A 13,546-nucleotide genomic window follows, 5' to 3' on the forward strand; every position below is an offset into this window, starting at 1 on the left:
GCTTCGCCCGGGAACAGTCAAATCCGTTTACGTCGTCCGAGCCGCTTCGCATTGGCCTTGACACGCCGCCGGCCCGGCTTCACCGCCGCATCGGCAATGCGCGCGCTCATGGTCTCGACCGGGAGGCCGTGCCCGCTCATCACCTTCAGCCATTCGGTGAAGGCGGCAAGGGTGGCGGCATTCAGCCCCTCGGCCACCGTCATCTGCTTCTCGACGATCATCCTCACCGCCTCGGCGCGACGCGCCGGCGTCGGCGACAATGACATCGCCCACAACATGGGTAGCCTGAAGGACAGGACCTGTGCCGCGGCGAGGGCTGTCGCGAGCTCCTTCACCCTCAACGCATCGTCGGGATGGAGAACTGCGCGCCTTCCTTGATGCCGGAGGGCCAGCGCGAGGTCACCGTCTTGGTGCGAGTATAGAAGCGCACCGCATCGGGCCCGTGCTGGTTGAGGTCGCCGAAGGCCGAGCGCTTCCAGCCGCCGAAGGTGTGATAGGCGAGCGGCACCGGGATCGGCACATTGATGCCGATCATGCCGACCTGGACGCGCGCGGCGAAATCGCGCGCCGCATCACCGTCACGAGTGAAGATCGCGACGCCATTGCCATATTCATGGTCATTGGCGAGGTCGAGACCCTCCTCATAGGTCTTGGCGCGCACCACCGACAGGACGGGACCGAAGATCTCTTCCTTGTAGATGCGCATGTCCTTGGTGACATTGTCGAACAGCGAGCCGCCGAGGAAGAAGCCGTTCTCATAGCCCTGCATCTTGAAGCCGCGGCCGTCGACTTTCAGCTTGGCGCCTTCCTTGACGCCGAGATCGATATAGGACTTGACCTTGTCGAGATGCGTCTTGGTGACGAGCGGGCCGTAATCGGCCTCGCGGTCGGTCGACAGCCCGACCTTCAGCTTCTCGACGCGCGGGATGAGCTTCTCGACCAGCGCATTGGCGGTCGCCTCGCCGACCGGCACCGCGACCGAGATCGCCATGCAGCGCTCGCCCGCCGAGCCATAGCCGGCGCCGATCAGCGCATCGACCGCCTTGTCCATGTCGGCATCGGGCATCACGATCATGTGGTTCTTGGCGCCGCCGAAGCACTGCACGCGCTTGCCGTGCGCGGTGCCGCGCGAATAGACATATTCGGCGATCGGCGTCGAGCCGACGAAGCCGATCGCCGATATATCGGGATCATCGAGCACGGCATCGACCGCTTCCTTGTCGCCATTGACGACATTGAGAATGCCGGGCGGCAGGCCGGCTTCGACGAAGAGCTCGGCGAGGCGCATCGGGCAGGAAGGATCACGCTCCGAGGGTTTCAGGATGAAGGCATTGCCGCAGGCGATCGCGGGTCCCGCCTTCCACAACGGGATCATCGCCGGGAAATTGAACGGCGTGATGCCGGCGGCGACGCCAAGCGGCTGGCGCATCGAATACATGTCGATGCCGGGACCGGCGCCGTCGGTGAACTCGCCTTTGAGGAGATGCGGGATGCCGGTGCAGAATTCCACCACTTCGAGGCCGCGCTGCAGGTCGCCCAGCGCATCGGGAATGGTCTTGCCGTGCTCCATCGAGATCAAGAGCGCCAGCTCTTCGCGGTGCTGATGCGCGAGCTCTAGGAACTTCATCATCACGCGGGCGCGCACTTGCGGATTCTTCGCCGCCCAGGCGGGTTGCGCCGCCTTGGCATTGAGCACGGCCTCATGCACTTCGGCTTGCGAGGCGAGCGCCACTTTCGCCTGCAGCTCGCCGGTATTCGGGTTGAATATATCGCCGAAGCGGCCCGACTTGCCCTCGACCCGCTTGCCGCCGATGAAATGTCCGATCGTCTTGGTCATTGGATCCTCCGGATGGCGCTTCTGCGCGTCATGCTGTCATTGTTTCGTGGCGCAACTCTAGCCCGCGATCGGGCAAAGGGGAAATCTCGGGCGGGTCTATAGACGCGCCTTGCGCGTCGGGGCCATGCGCCAAATCGCCGTGACCGTCTTGTCCAGCTACGCAATCTTTTTCATCATGCACTGCACAAAAATTCTCCTTGATTTTGATGCAATGCAGCATAATTCTTGTCATGTTAGGGATGGACAGTCCAGGTCGGAATCACTTCGTTGAGACCGGACTTATCTAATATGAACAAGACCTTACGCAAATTGTGGATCGGCGATCTGGGGGCGCTGCGCGCCCATCTGAAGCGCCTCGACCCGGAAGCCCGGCGACTGCGCTTCGGCGGCGTCACCTCGGATGAGTTCATCGACGCCTATGTCGACACGGCCTTCCGGCTCGATGCCACGATCTTCGGCGTCCTCGTCGGCGGCGAGATCCGCGCTTCCGCCGAATTGCGCAGCATTTTCGGCGGCCCGACGCCCGATGCCGAAGCGGCCTTCGCGGTCGAGGCCGGCTGGCAGGACCAGGGCCTCGGCAGCGAGCTGATGGACCGCATCCTCACGGCTGCGCAGAATCGCGGCATCGCCCGCCTGCATATGATCTGCCTCAGCGAGAATGCCCGGATGCGCCACATTGCCGGCAAGTTCGGCGCGCGCCTGACTTTCGCCGAAGGCGAGGTGACGGGCGAGATGTCGCCGGCCGGCCCCACGCCCTTGTCCCTGCTCGACGAATTCGTCCATGACGCGCAGGGTTTTGTCACCGCGGTCTTCGACTGGCGGCGCTGATGTCGGAGCGCTATTGGACGTCCATTCGGCCGCTCGATCCTGAGCAGGAACGCGTGCGCTTGCGCTGGATAGGCAAGTCCTATCCGGCGGACATCATTCTGTCTTGTCGGGAATACCGACGCCCGGAACCCAGGCATAGCCCTCATGGTCGAGGATGACGCATTCGCGAAGCCCATGCGGCTTGTCCATCGATCCCGCGAGCACCGTGAAGCCTTGCGCCCGCGCGCGGGCTTCGGCGTGATCGGGTGAGCAGCCATAGACTCTGAGCTCGATGCCGGCGCCGCGCCCTTCGAAGCCTTGGACGAGCCCCTGGACCACATTGCCGCGATAGGTGCGGTCATGATGCAGCATCCACACGCTCTCGCCATAGAGGATGGCGGCGAAATCCTCATTCGCGTGCAGGATCGTGGCGCCCAGCACTTCCTTCGCGAAGCGGACACCTTCCATGACATCGCGCATCAGCAGATTGACGCCGAGTCCCGGCCTGAAGGACCGGCCAAGCTCCGGCGCCGGCATGAAAGAGTCTTTATCGCTCATGAATACCTAGGTGCGCTTGAGCACCAGCTCCTGCCGGCGTTCCTCGTCCCATAGCAGCGTGCATGGGCCGATCTCATCGGGCGTGCGCACACCGGCGCGGCGCATGGCGAGAAGGAACAGCACCGCCGCGTCGCTCACCACATCGGTGAGATCGGCGGCATCGATATTGTCTTCGAGCACCGAGGCGAGGCGCGCGCCCGCAAGCTTGCTCATATCGGCAAGGGCGGCGGCCGACAGATGGACGGCGGTCTCCCAGCTTTCGACGAGATCGCCTTGCGCGATTTCGGCGAGCAGCCGGTCATCGATCATCAAGGGCAGGTTGCCGCGCGCCCTGATCGCCCGGACCTTGAGGTCGGGACTGTTCTTGGCCGGACAGGTCAAGGTGAAGGCCGGAGCCTCCGGTAGAGCGTGGGGCGGCATGGCACTTTCCTGGGGAGAGCACGTCAGCGCAACTCTGCGCTCTCGATCTTGCCAAGCCGTTAACCAATCTTGCGGTTTCAGCGCTTTGCGGTGTCCTTCAGGTGATCGGCTATATAAGCGGCGTCACGGCCCACATAGGAGAGAAGGCCGGAGCCGAAGGTATGCATCCAATGGAGGCCAAGAAAATATAGCCCCGGCGAGGCCGTGACGCCGCGCTGCTGAATGGGCGCACCCTGGGAACCGAGCACCGGGATTTCTATCCAGCCATAATCGAAGCGATATCCCGTTGCCCAGATCACCGAACTGATCCCCTCAGCCGCGAGGTCCACTGTCCGGGCGCCATCGATCTCTGCCACAGAGGGCGCCTGCGAGTGATGATCATCGGGTTCGAGCTCGCCTGAGCTTTCGAACTTTGCCGCGCAGATTTTCGCCGCGGAGATGAACTCATCATAGGTCTTGTCGGCCTCACCGAGAATCTCGGCGGCATCATCTCCCGTCGCCAGCTGTCCGTTGGACGATGCCAGGAGGCGTCCCAATACCCTTCCGCCATTTCGGGCGAATCGCCGAACGTCCATGTCATATCCGCCATTCACGCCGGTTATGATTGTCGAAGGCGGATAGCGTCGCTGTGGAAAATTGTCGATCGTGACGTCGAAGCGCCCCATCTTCTCAAACCACCATAGGACGTCCTTGCCGCGATAGCGCCGCGGCACGCGCTTATGGCGGCTGACCGACAGATGGACGCTGCGCCCGGCCTGCTGAAGCTCATCGGCGATCTGACATCCAGATGCCCCGCTGCCGATCACCAGCACCGCTCCGGGCGGAAGCTCTTGGGGTCCGCGATAGTTCGCGGCGTGAACCTGGTACAGAGAGTGAGGCAGGTCTCGGCCGGCCATGGGAATCATCGGGGCTTGAAACGGACCTGTCGCCACGATGACATTGCGGGCCCTGACAACGCCGTCCGTCGTCTCCAAGACATAATCGTCCTCATGCCGAAGCGATGTGACGGCGATCCCCTCGCGGACCGGTGCCGCGATATGGGCGGCATAGCTCTCGATGAATTGGGCGACGGCGGTGTAATGGGCAAAGCCGTTCGGATCTGCGCTCTGATAACTGAGGCCGGGGAGCTCAATGGTCTCGTTGATGAATTGATAGCGAAGCGAGTCCCATCGCTCCGCATGCCAGCGCTCGGCAATGCGACCGCGCTCCAGGATGACATGCTCGCGACCATGCCGTTGCAGATGGTAGCTCATGGCCAGTCCGGCCTGGCCACCGCCAATGACGACAGTATCGTGCCGCTCAACCATCGGTCCCGAACCCGATCAAGCCGTATCGTCCCAAGCTCCATATGACGTTACGCGATTTGGTTGCCACCTGCCAAGACACGAGGCCAGCGAGCGAGCGAAGGCGCTGCCACACCCTGCTGTCGCAAGGCGTGGCGCTCGATGTTCAAATGCCGAAGGTCGTGTAGCCTTCGGGGCTCATCCGCCAGTCGGGATTCCAGCCGATCTCCCAGGCATGGCCGTCGGGATCGGCGATATAGCCGCGAAGCCCGCCATGCGGCGGTGCATCCGCCGGGCGGAGCAGCTTGCCGCCGAAGCGCACCAGCCGGTCGATCATCGGCACGACGCCCTCTTCCGTCCCGACATTATGCGCGAGCGCGAAGGCGCCCTGCTGCGACAGGCCTTTGCGCTGCATGTCATCCTCGAGCAGGCTGGTGAGCCAGGTGCCGAAGACGAAGCCGTTCACCTGATAGAAGGTGATCTCGTCATTCTGGAAGACCGGCTTCCAGCCAAAACCTTCACCATAGAAGCGGCGCGAGCGCTGGATGTCGGTAATGCCAAGAGTGATGAGAGATATATATTGTTGCATCTTACACGTCCTTTCATCCGCCGGGGCTACTAGTCCGGCGTTGCAGGTCGTGGGACTCCGTGGCCGGGCTTCCGGCCATCAGGTCAGAACCTCCCGAAAGAACAGGAGGCATCGGGCAAACCTACCGATATGTCTTTTTCGACAGGCTGAGGCTACTGCCGGCTGGCGGCAGCGGCAAGACGTGGAGTTCCAGCATCCTGTCAGATGATGTCAGCAATCAATGCGGCGAGACGAGGTCGTCCAAGACCACCCCGCGGAACGGCTTCACCGCCTTGAGCACGATATAGGAGCTCAAATTCCCTACTTTCGGCCCGAGCTTCAGGAGCTCGTCCGACAGCATCTGATAGGAGCCGATATCGGGGCAGATGAAGCGCACGAGATAGTCGATGGTGCCCGAGAGCTTGGTGCATTCGACCACGTGGCGCATGCCGGCCACCATTTTCTCGAAGTCGTTGAAATCCTCGAGCCCATGGCTGTTCAAGGTGACGGCGGCGATGACATCGACATGCCGGCACACTTTGGTGAGATCGATCTGCGCCTGGTAGAGGGAGATGATCCCGGCCCGCTCCAGGCGCTTGACCCGCTGCAGGCAGGGACTTGGCGACAGTCCGACCGCGTCGGCAAGCTCCTGGTTGGTGATGCGGGCGTCGGTCTGCAGCTTGGCCAGGATTTTCAGATCGAGCTGGTCGAGCTTTAAGGAAGTGTCGCTGTCTTTCATATCCCCCTCCACCCTCACTGTGACACTTCCGGGCGGATCATGTCGAGGGCCGCAGCAGAAACCGCTTCCCGGCCGTTGCCCACCGACAGCTTCGCGTGTCTCCCGGTACAAGAACGGCAGCACCTTTCGTCCGTTTTGCGGTAAAAGCGCGCAATTCGGCTGCACATCGACCGCACGCCCAACAACAAGAGACTGGCCGGCCCGATCAGGGCACAGGGTCCGCCAACGCGCCCATGAGGGAAGGAACGCATATGTCACAACAGCAGGTGCTGGGCCCGCGCGTCTTGCGCAAGAAGCCCGTCGAGAAACTGATCAGCGAGACGCAAGGGGCCGATCCCGAGCACGGCCATCTCAACCGCTCGATCACCTTGTTCCAGCTCATCATGTTCGGCGTCGGCGCCACCATCGGCACTGGTATCTTTTTCGTTCTCTCCCAGACCGTGCCGACGGCGGGTCCCGGGGTCATCATTTCCTTCCTCATGGCGGGCGTCGTCGCTGGCCTCACCGCGCTCTGCTACGCCGAGATGGCCTCGATGATCCCGGTCTCGGGTTCGTCCTATTCCTATGCCTATGCGACGCTCGGCGAGATCGTCGCCTATTTCGTCGGCGCCTGCCTCATCCTCGAATATGGCATCTCGGCCTCCGCCGTCGCCATCGGCTGGAGCGGCTATCTCAACAAATTCTTCGAGATCGTCTTCGGCTCGGGGCTTCCGGCATGGCTGTCGGCGGCACCGATCGTCGCCGATGGCTATGAGCTCTCGATCGGCGGCGACGGCTATATGAACCTGCCCGCTGCCATATTGGTGTTCCTGTGCTGCCTGCTCTTGATCCGCGGCACCAGGGAGTCGGCGCGCCTCAATGCCATCATGGTGCTGGTCAAGATGGGCGTCCTCGTCCTCTTCATCCTGATCGCCGTGACCGGATTTACCTCGGCCAATTTCCAGCCCTTCGCGCCCATGGGCTTTGCCGGCATCAGCGCCGCGGCGGGCACGATCTTCTTCACCTATGTCGGCCTCGACGCGGTCTCGACCGCGGGCGAAGAGGTCGAAAACCCCAAGCGCAACCTGCCGCTCGCCATCATCCTGGCGCTCGTCATCGTGACCACGCTCTATATCCTGACCGCGCTGACCGCGATCGGCGTGCAGCCGCCCGCCGCCTTCGAGGGCCAGGAGGCGGGCCTCGCCACCATCCTGCAGAACGTCACCGGCTCCAACTGGCCCGCTTTGGTGCTGGCGATCGGCGCCGTCATCTCGGTGTTCAGCGTGACGCTGGTCGTGCTTTACGGCCAGACCCGTATCCTCTTCGCCATGTCGCGCGACGGTCTCATCCCCGAGCTGTTCCACCGCGTCAATCCGCGGAGCCTGTCGCCGGTCGCCAACACCATCGTCGTGGCGATCTTCGTCGGCGCCATCGCCGCCTTTGTGCCGGACGCCATATTGTGGGATCTCACCAGCCTCGGGACCCTCACCGCCTTCATCGTCGTCTCCGCCGGCGTCATGATCCTGCGCCGCACGCGGCCCGACATGCAGCGCGGCTTCAAGGTGCCGTTCTATCCAATGCTGCCGATCCTCAGCATCCTTTCCTCGCTCTATCTGATCTGGAATCTCAACCCGCGCACTTTCGAGCTGTTCGGCGTGTGGCTCGTCTTCGCGGCCGCCTTCTACTTCCTCTACAGCATCAAGAAGTCCAAGCTCGAGCCCAAGGCTCGCGTCACGCAATCCTGAGGCGGGAGGCTTAGATGAAATATCTGGTTGCCTATTCGGCCGATCGCGGCGGCGAGGAGGCTCTCGCTCTCGGCACGATGCTGTCGCAGCGCAACAAGGCGAAGATGGTCGTCTGCCTCATCCAGCCCAGTGCCTGGGGCTATCCCTCCATGGCCCGGGTGGATGCGGAATATGCGGCCTTTCTCGACAAGCATGCCGAGAAGGCGATGGACAAGGCCAAGGCCCTCGTCGGCAACAAGCTTCAGGCGCAGTTCATCACGCGCAGCTACACCTCCGCCCAGGAAGGCCTTCTCGCCACGGCCGAGGATCTCGGCGCCGACATGATCGTGCTCGGCTCCTCGCGCGGGGCGACCGTCGGCAAGTTCCTGGAAGGCAGCGTCACGCGCAATCTCCTGCATTCCTCGAAGCTGCCCGTGGCGCTGGCGCCGCGCGGCTTCAATACCGGCGGCAAGACCGTGCTCCCCCGCATGACCTGCGCCTATGGCGCGACCCGCAAGTCGAAGGCGACGGTCGACTATTGCGTGGGCTTCAGCCGCAAATACCAGGTGCCGCTCAGGCTCGCGACTTTCGTGGTGCGCGACAAGCAGATGTATCCGACCGGTGCCGGCTACCAGATCGAGAATCTCGTCGCCAATCAATGGCGCAGCCAGGCCGTTGCGGCGCAGAAGGCTCTCCTCGCGGAGCTCTCGAGCGATATGCCGGTGAAGACCGTCATTGGCGACGGCGCCAACTGGAAAGAGGCGCTCCAGTCCATCGGCTGGAAGCCGGGCGAGGTCCTGGTCATCGGCTCGGGCCGCCTCGGCCCCCTGGCGCAGGTCTTCCTCGGCTCCAACGGCAACCGGATCATCCGCAACGCGCCGGTGCCGATGATCATCGTTCCGCGCCACGCCCATGTCGATTTCTCGGACGAAGCCGACGCTCCCGCGGAAGGCTCTGCGGGATGACGAGAAGTTCGGTTTCCGGACGCAAGGATGACTTGCGCGACCTATCCAGGCACTTTGCCGGCCGCTGATTCGATAAGGAGAACGAGCGTGTCCACTTGCGGTGAAGTTCTGGTCAAGTTTCTCGAAGCCTATGGCGTCGAGGTGATTTTCGGCATTCCGGGCGTCCATACCGTCGAGCTCTATCGCGGCCTCGAGGCGACGAAGATCCGCCATGTGACGCCGCGCCATGAGCAAGGGGCGGGCTTCATGGCCGACGGCTATGCCCGAGCTTCGGGCAAGCCCGGCGTGTGCTTCATCATCACCGGTCCCGGCATGACCAATATCGCGACCGCCATGGGCGAGGCCTATGCCGATTCCGTGCCCATGCTGGTGATCTCGAGCGTCAACACCCGCGCGCATCTCGGCATGGGACAGGGGCGGCTGCATGAATTGCCCTCGCAGCGCAATCTGATCTCGGGCGTTGCCGCCTTCAGCCACACGCTGCTCGACCCTCAGCAGTTGCCGGAGGTCCTGGCGCGCGCTTTCGCCGTCTTTGGAAGCAGCCGGCCACGTCCGGTCCACATCGAGATCCCGCTCGATGTCATCACCGCCAGGATGGACGACAAGGCGAAGGCCTGGACCTTACCGTCGCGCCCGGCGCCCGATCCGAAGCTCATCGCGGAAGCGGCCTCCCTTCTCGCCAAGGCCAAGACCCCTCTCATCATTGCCGGTGGCGGAGCGGCCGATGCCGCAACGGAGATCCGCAAGCTCGCCGAGGCCCTCGATGCGCCCGTCTTCACGACCATCAACGGCAAGGGCATAATGCCCCGAGGCCACAAGCTCGCGCTCGCCGGCAATCTCGGCATGGATGCGGCCCAGGACGTGCTCGAAAAGAGCGACGTCGTCCTCGCCATCGGCACCGAGTTCGGCGAGACGGAAATGTATCCCGAGCCCAAGGCCATCGTGGTCAAGGGCAAGCTCATCCGCATCGACATCGATCCGTTGCAGCTGGTCAATCAGCTGCCGGCCGACGTCGCGATCTTTGCGGACAGCACGCTCGCCGTCGCGGCGCTCAACCAGGCACTCGCCGGTAAGGCAGGAGCGAAGCGAAACGGCGAAGCGCGCAGCGCGGCTTTGCGCCAGAAGATCGAAAAGCGCCTGTGGCCGCAATGCCGCACCCATGGCCGCTTGCTGGGCGTGATCAGCGAGGCGTTGCCCGATGTCGTCATTGCCGGCGACCAGACCGAGCCGGTCTATGCCGCCAATCAGACCTATGAAGCACCTCGACCGCGTTCCTACTTCAATTCGAGCACCGGCTACGGCACGCTGGGCTATGGCCTGCCGGCCGCCATTGGTGCGAAGCTCGGGCAATTCCATCGCCCCGCCGTCTGCCTGATCGGCGATGGCGGCTTGCAGTTCTCACTGCCCGAGCTCGCTTCCGCCGTCGAGGCGCAAGTGCCGCTTGCCGTGGTGATCTGGAACAATAGCGGCTACGGCGAGATCAAGGCTTATATGCGCGACCGCCAGATCCCCGAGATCGGCGTCGACATCTATACGCCGGACTTCATCGCCATCGCGCAAGGGCTCGGCTGCCATGCCGTGCGCCCGGCCGATATCGTCGCTCTGCGCGACGAGCTCGTGCAGTCGGCGAAGCGCAAAGTGCCGACCATCATCGAGATCCGTGCCGGCGAGTCCCTGGCGCATGAGCTGGCGGCGTGATGCGCGACAGACTTTATATCGACGGCGAATGGCGGGCGCCTGTGCGCGGCGGCACCATCCCCGTCTTCAATCCCTTCACGGAAAAGGTCATTCATCAGGTGGCGGCCGGGGGGCCTGACGATGTCGACCTCGCCGTGAAGGCGGCGGCCGCGGCCTTCCCTGCCTGGAAACGGGCTTCGGGTTCGGTGCGCGGCCGTTTTCTTTCAGCCATTGCCGCGCGCGTGCGCGAGCGCAAGGACGAGCTTGCCCGGCTCTCGTCGCTCAATAACGGCAAGCCGCTCGCCGAAGCGCTGATCGACATGCAGGATGTGGCCACGTCCTTCGACTATTACGGCCGCCTCGCCGTCGAGCTCGACCGCGAGCAGGATGCGGCTGTCCAAGTCCCCGACAGCGCCTTCCGCGCGACGCTGCGGCGCGAGCCGATCGGTGTCGCGGGGTTGATCGTGCCGTGGAATTTCCCGATGGTGACGACATCCTGGAAAGTGGCGCCGGCGCTCGCCGCCGGCTGCACCGTGGTGCTGAAGCCTTCGGAAGTGACGCCGATCGTCGAGCTCGAGCTCGGCGCCATCGCCGACGAGGTGGGCCTGCCGAAAGGCGTGCTCAATCTCGTCACCGGACTGGGTCCCGATGTCGGCGCTCCGCTCACGACGCACAAGGACGTCGCCAAAATCTCCTTCACCGGTAGCAATGCCGTGGGCGCTCGCGTCATGGCCGCAGCGGCGCAAGGCCCCAAGGCGGTGAGCCTCGAGCTCGGCGGCAAATCGCCGATCGTCGTCTTCGCCGATGCCGACCTCGACATCGCCACCGAATGCGTGATCAACGGGATCTTCTTCAATGCCGGGCAGATGTGCTCGGCGACCTCGAGGCTGCTGGTCGAAGACAAGATCGCGCCCAGGCTGATGGAGCGCGTCATCGCCGCGGCCAGGGCGTTGAAGCCCGGCGACCCGCTCGACCCCGCAACGACTTTGGGTCCCCTCACCACAAGAGCGCAATATGACAAGGTCATGTCCTATATCGCGCGCGGCAAGGCGGACGGCCTCGACCTCATCCTGGGCGGCGGCAGGCCGGAAGGACTCGGGACCGGCTGGTTCATCGCTCCGACGATTTTCGGCGATGTCCCGGTCTCGAGTCCTCTCTGGCGCGAGGAGATTTTCGGTCCGGTGCTGTGCGTGAAGACTTTCTCAAACGAGGACGAAGCCGTCGCTCTCGCCAATGACAGCGACTTCGGCCTCGTCGCCACCGTGGTGACGAATGACAAGAACCGCGGCGAGCGGGTGGCGGATGCGATCGACTCGGGCCTCATCTGGATCAACAGCCCACAAGTGATCTTCGTCGAGACCTCCTGGGGCGGCTTCAAGGCTAGCGGCATCGGCCGCGAGCTCGGTCCCTGGGGCCTCGATGCCTATCTCGAAGTCAAGCACAAGACACGCCGGCTCAAAGCCGCCTAAGCGAAGAGGAAACGATGCAGACGGTCAGGAACGTATCGGATTTGCGCAATGTCATGCATCGCAACGAGCAGCCGATCTATTTCATCTCGGCCACCAACTTCAACCTCATCGGCATCGACCAGTGGGTGCGCAATCTCAAATTCATCAACTACATCGACTGTTTCGACGGCCGGCATCCCAATGTCTTCGTGCCCGGCAAGCAGGCGCATGACGAGTTCGAGTCGATCGAGGACATCAACAACCACATGCTCCAGCACAAGGATGTGGTCGACCATGTCAAGAAGCGCGGCGGCAAGCCCGCCGCCACCTTCCTGATGTTCGACGAGGAGACCGAGGGCCTGTGCGATGAGCTCGGCATCGATGTGTGGTTCCCCGAGGCCAAGCTCCGGTCGCGCTGCGACAACAAGATGGAGACGGTGCGCATCGGCAACAAGGCGGGCGTCGCCTCGGTGCCCAATACGCTGGCCAGGGCCTCGAGCTATGACGAATTGATCAAGGCCGCCGACAAGGCCAGGATCGGCCGCGACCTCGTGGTGCAGAGCGCTTTTGGCGATTCCGGCCACACCACTTTCTTCATCGCCAATGAGCAGGACTTCGCCCGTCATGCGAAGGACATCACGGGCGAGAAGGAAGTGAAGATCATGAAGCGGATCAAGTGCCGCGGCGCCACCATGGAAGCCTGCGCCACGCGCTCCGGCACGCTGGTCGGCCCGCTTCTGACCGAGGTCGTCGGCCGCAAGGAGCTCACGCCCTACAAAGGCGGCTGGTGCGGCAACGAGATCTTCCCTGGCGCCTTCAGCGAGAAGGTGCGCAACAAGGCGCGCGACATGGCGTTCCGCTTCGGCAACCGGCTGATCAAGGAAGGCTATCGTGGCTATTTCGATCTCGATTTCCTCATCGACGAGACCGATGGCGAAGTCTATCTGGGCGAGCTCAATCCGCGCATCTGCGGCGCCTCGTCGATGACCAACCACGCCGCCTTCGCCTATGCCGATGCGCCGCTCTTCCTGTTCCATCTGCTCGAATTCTCCGGCCTCAAATACAAGATCGACGTCGAGGAGCTGAACGAGCGCTGGGCGCGCCGGGAATTCATCGATTCCTGGTCGCAGCTCGTCATCAAATCGACCGACGAGACGGTCGACATCGTGATCCACGCGCCGGCGACCGGCATCTATCGCATGGCGAGCGACGGCTCGGTCTCCTATGACCGCTTCGACTACAACCGCCAGGCGATCGAATCCGAGCGCGAGGCCTTCTTCCTGCGCATCACCGGGCCCGGCGACTATCGCTATGAAGGCGCCGATCTCGGCATCCTCATCACCCGCGGCCGGGTGATGAGCGAGGATTTCGATTTGAACGACCGGGCGCGCGACTGGATCAAGGGCATCAAGCGGCTCTATGCGGCGAAGCCCCTGACCGAGATCCAGCGAGACGAAGCGCCGGCGCCCGGTTCGTTCAAGATACTTTAACCACATCCTCATGCTGAGGTGCGAGCGCAGCGAGCCTCGAAGCATCCATCA

13 protein-coding genes are annotated in these 13,546 nt (G+C 63.3%); 6 read left to right on the forward strand and 7 right to left on the reverse strand.

Features of this window, described 5'->3' with window-relative positions; genetic code table 11:
• Nucleotides 1–17: 17 nt before the first annotated feature.
• Together DS839_RS11500 and DS839_RS11505 are read right to left on the reverse strand one after the other, a co-directional pair.
• Complete coding sequence (locus tag DS839_RS11500; RefSeq protein WP_119270473.1) at nt 18–335, reverse strand: hypothetical protein; 318 nt, start codon at nt 333–335, stop codon at nt 18–20.
• A gap of 2 nt (nt 336–337) precedes the next feature.
• Entirely contained in the window at nt 338–1,837 is a 1,500-nt protein-coding gene (locus DS839_RS11505; protein WP_119270474.1) for a CoA-acylating methylmalonate-semialdehyde dehydrogenase, read from the reverse strand.
• A 288-nt stretch (nt 1,838–2,125) separates the two neighbouring features.
• Here DS839_RS11505 and DS839_RS11510 point away from each other — a divergent pair, with 288 nt between their 5' ends.
• Nucleotides 2,126–2,665: a GNAT family N-acetyltransferase gene (locus DS839_RS11510; protein WP_119270475.1), complete on the forward strand. Its 540-nt coding sequence runs from the start codon at nt 2,126–2,128 to the stop codon at nt 2,663–2,665.
• Between the two features lie 93 nt (nt 2,666–2,758).
• On the opposite strand, the gene DS839_RS11515 is transcribed toward DS839_RS11510, so the two are convergent.
• From DS839_RS11515 to DS839_RS11535, 5 genes are all read right to left on the reverse strand, one after another.
• Nucleotides 2,759–3,202 (reverse strand): hypothetical protein, encoded by a 444-nt coding sequence (locus tag DS839_RS11515; protein ID WP_368911517.1) that lies wholly within the window; start codon nt 3,200–3,202, stop codon nt 2,759–2,761.
• A gap of 6 nt (nt 3,203–3,208) precedes the next feature.
• Nucleotides 3,209–3,622, reverse strand: a complete 414-nt coding sequence (locus DS839_RS11520; RefSeq protein WP_119270476.1) for a hypothetical protein — start codon at nt 3,620–3,622, stop codon at nt 3,209–3,211.
• A gap of 77 nt (nt 3,623–3,699) precedes the next feature.
• Nucleotides 3,700–4,929 (reverse strand): flavin-containing monooxygenase, encoded by a 1,230-nt coding sequence (locus DS839_RS11525; RefSeq protein ID WP_119270477.1) that lies wholly within the window; start codon nt 4,927–4,929, stop codon nt 3,700–3,702.
• 142 nt (nt 4,930–5,071) lie between these two features.
• Complete coding sequence (locus DS839_RS11530) at nt 5,072–5,494, reverse strand: VOC family protein (protein WP_119270478.1); 423 nt, start codon at nt 5,492–5,494, stop codon at nt 5,072–5,074.
• Nucleotides 5,495–5,711: 217 nt separating this feature from the next.
• Complete coding sequence (locus tag DS839_RS11535) at nt 5,712–6,212, reverse strand: Lrp/AsnC family transcriptional regulator (protein WP_119270479.1); 501 nt, start codon at nt 6,210–6,212, stop codon at nt 5,712–5,714.
• 251 nt (nt 6,213–6,463) lie between these two features.
• Here DS839_RS11535 and DS839_RS11540 point away from each other — a divergent pair, with 251 nt between their 5' ends.
• The 5 genes from DS839_RS11540 (at nt 6,464) to DS839_RS11560 (ending at nt 13,495) form a co-directional block, all read left to right on the forward strand.
• On the forward strand, nt 6,464–7,936 hold the full coding sequence (locus tag DS839_RS11540; protein ID WP_119270480.1) for an amino acid permease: 1,473 nt from the start codon (nt 6,464–6,466) through the stop codon (nt 7,934–7,936).
• Nucleotides 7,937–7,950: 14 nt separating this feature from the next.
• Entirely contained in the window at nt 7,951–8,880 is a 930-nt protein-coding gene (locus DS839_RS11545; protein ID WP_119270481.1) for a universal stress protein, read from the forward strand.
• Between the two features lie 87 nt (nt 8,881–8,967).
• Nucleotides 8,968–10,578 (forward strand): 5-guanidino-2-oxopentanoate decarboxylase, encoded by a 1,611-nt coding sequence (locus DS839_RS11550; protein WP_368911520.1) that lies wholly within the window; start codon nt 8,968–8,970, stop codon nt 10,576–10,578.
• Complete coding sequence (locus DS839_RS11555; protein ID WP_119270483.1) at nt 10,578–12,026, forward strand: aldehyde dehydrogenase family protein; 1,449 nt, start codon at nt 10,578–10,580, stop codon at nt 12,024–12,026. Before DS839_RS11550 ends, DS839_RS11555 begins: the two co-directional genes overlap by 1 nt.
• Before the next feature lie 14 nt (nt 12,027–12,040).
• Nucleotides 12,041–13,495: a biotin carboxylase gene (locus DS839_RS11560; RefSeq protein ID WP_119270484.1), complete on the forward strand. Its 1,455-nt coding sequence runs from the start codon at nt 12,041–12,043 to the stop codon at nt 13,493–13,495.
• Nucleotides 13,496–13,546: the final 51 nt, after the last annotated feature.

It is taken from the genome of Taklimakanibacter deserti (assembly GCA_003574785.1).

What these genes read in the sequence shown, in the direction of transcription:
- DS839_RS11525 (WP_119270477.1), bottom strand. Translation starts at nt 4,929, where the DNA reads ATGGTTGAGCGGCACGATACTGTCGTCATTGGCGGTGGCCAGGCCGGA.
- DS839_RS11520 (WP_119270476.1), bottom strand. Translation starts at nt 3,622, where the DNA reads ATGCCGCCCCACGCTCTACCGGAGGCTCCGGCCTTCACCTTGACCTGT.
- DS839_RS11545 (WP_119270481.1), top strand. Translation starts at nt 7,951, where the DNA reads ATGAAATATCTGGTTGCCTATTCGGCCGATCGCGGCGGCGAGGAGGCT.
- DS839_RS11535 (WP_119270479.1), bottom strand. Translation starts at nt 6,212, where the DNA reads ATGAAAGACAGCGACACTTCCTTAAAGCTCGACCAGCTCGATCTGAAA.
- DS839_RS11510 (WP_119270475.1), top strand. Translation starts at nt 2,126, where the DNA reads ATGAACAAGACCTTACGCAAATTGTGGATCGGCGATCTGGGGGCGCTG.
- DS839_RS11540 (WP_119270480.1), top strand. Translation starts at nt 6,464, where the DNA reads ATGTCACAACAGCAGGTGCTGGGCCCGCGCGTCTTGCGCAAGAAGCCC.
- DS839_RS11505 (WP_119270474.1), bottom strand. Translation starts at nt 1,837, where the DNA reads ATGACCAAGACGATCGGACATTTCATCGGCGGCAAGCGGGTCGAGGGC.
- DS839_RS11560 (WP_119270484.1), top strand. Translation starts at nt 12,041, where the DNA reads ATGCAGACGGTCAGGAACGTATCGGATTTGCGCAATGTCATGCATCGC.
- DS839_RS11555 (WP_119270483.1), top strand. Translation starts at nt 10,578, where the DNA reads ATGCGCGACAGACTTTATATCGACGGCGAATGGCGGGCGCCTGTGCGC.
- DS839_RS11515 (WP_368911517.1), bottom strand. Translation starts at nt 3,202, where the DNA reads ATGAGCGATAAAGACTCTTTCATGCCGGCGCCGGAGCTTGGCCGGTCC.
- DS839_RS11530 (WP_119270478.1), bottom strand. Translation starts at nt 5,494, where the DNA reads ATGCAACAATATATATCTCTCATCACTCTTGGCATTACCGACATCCAG.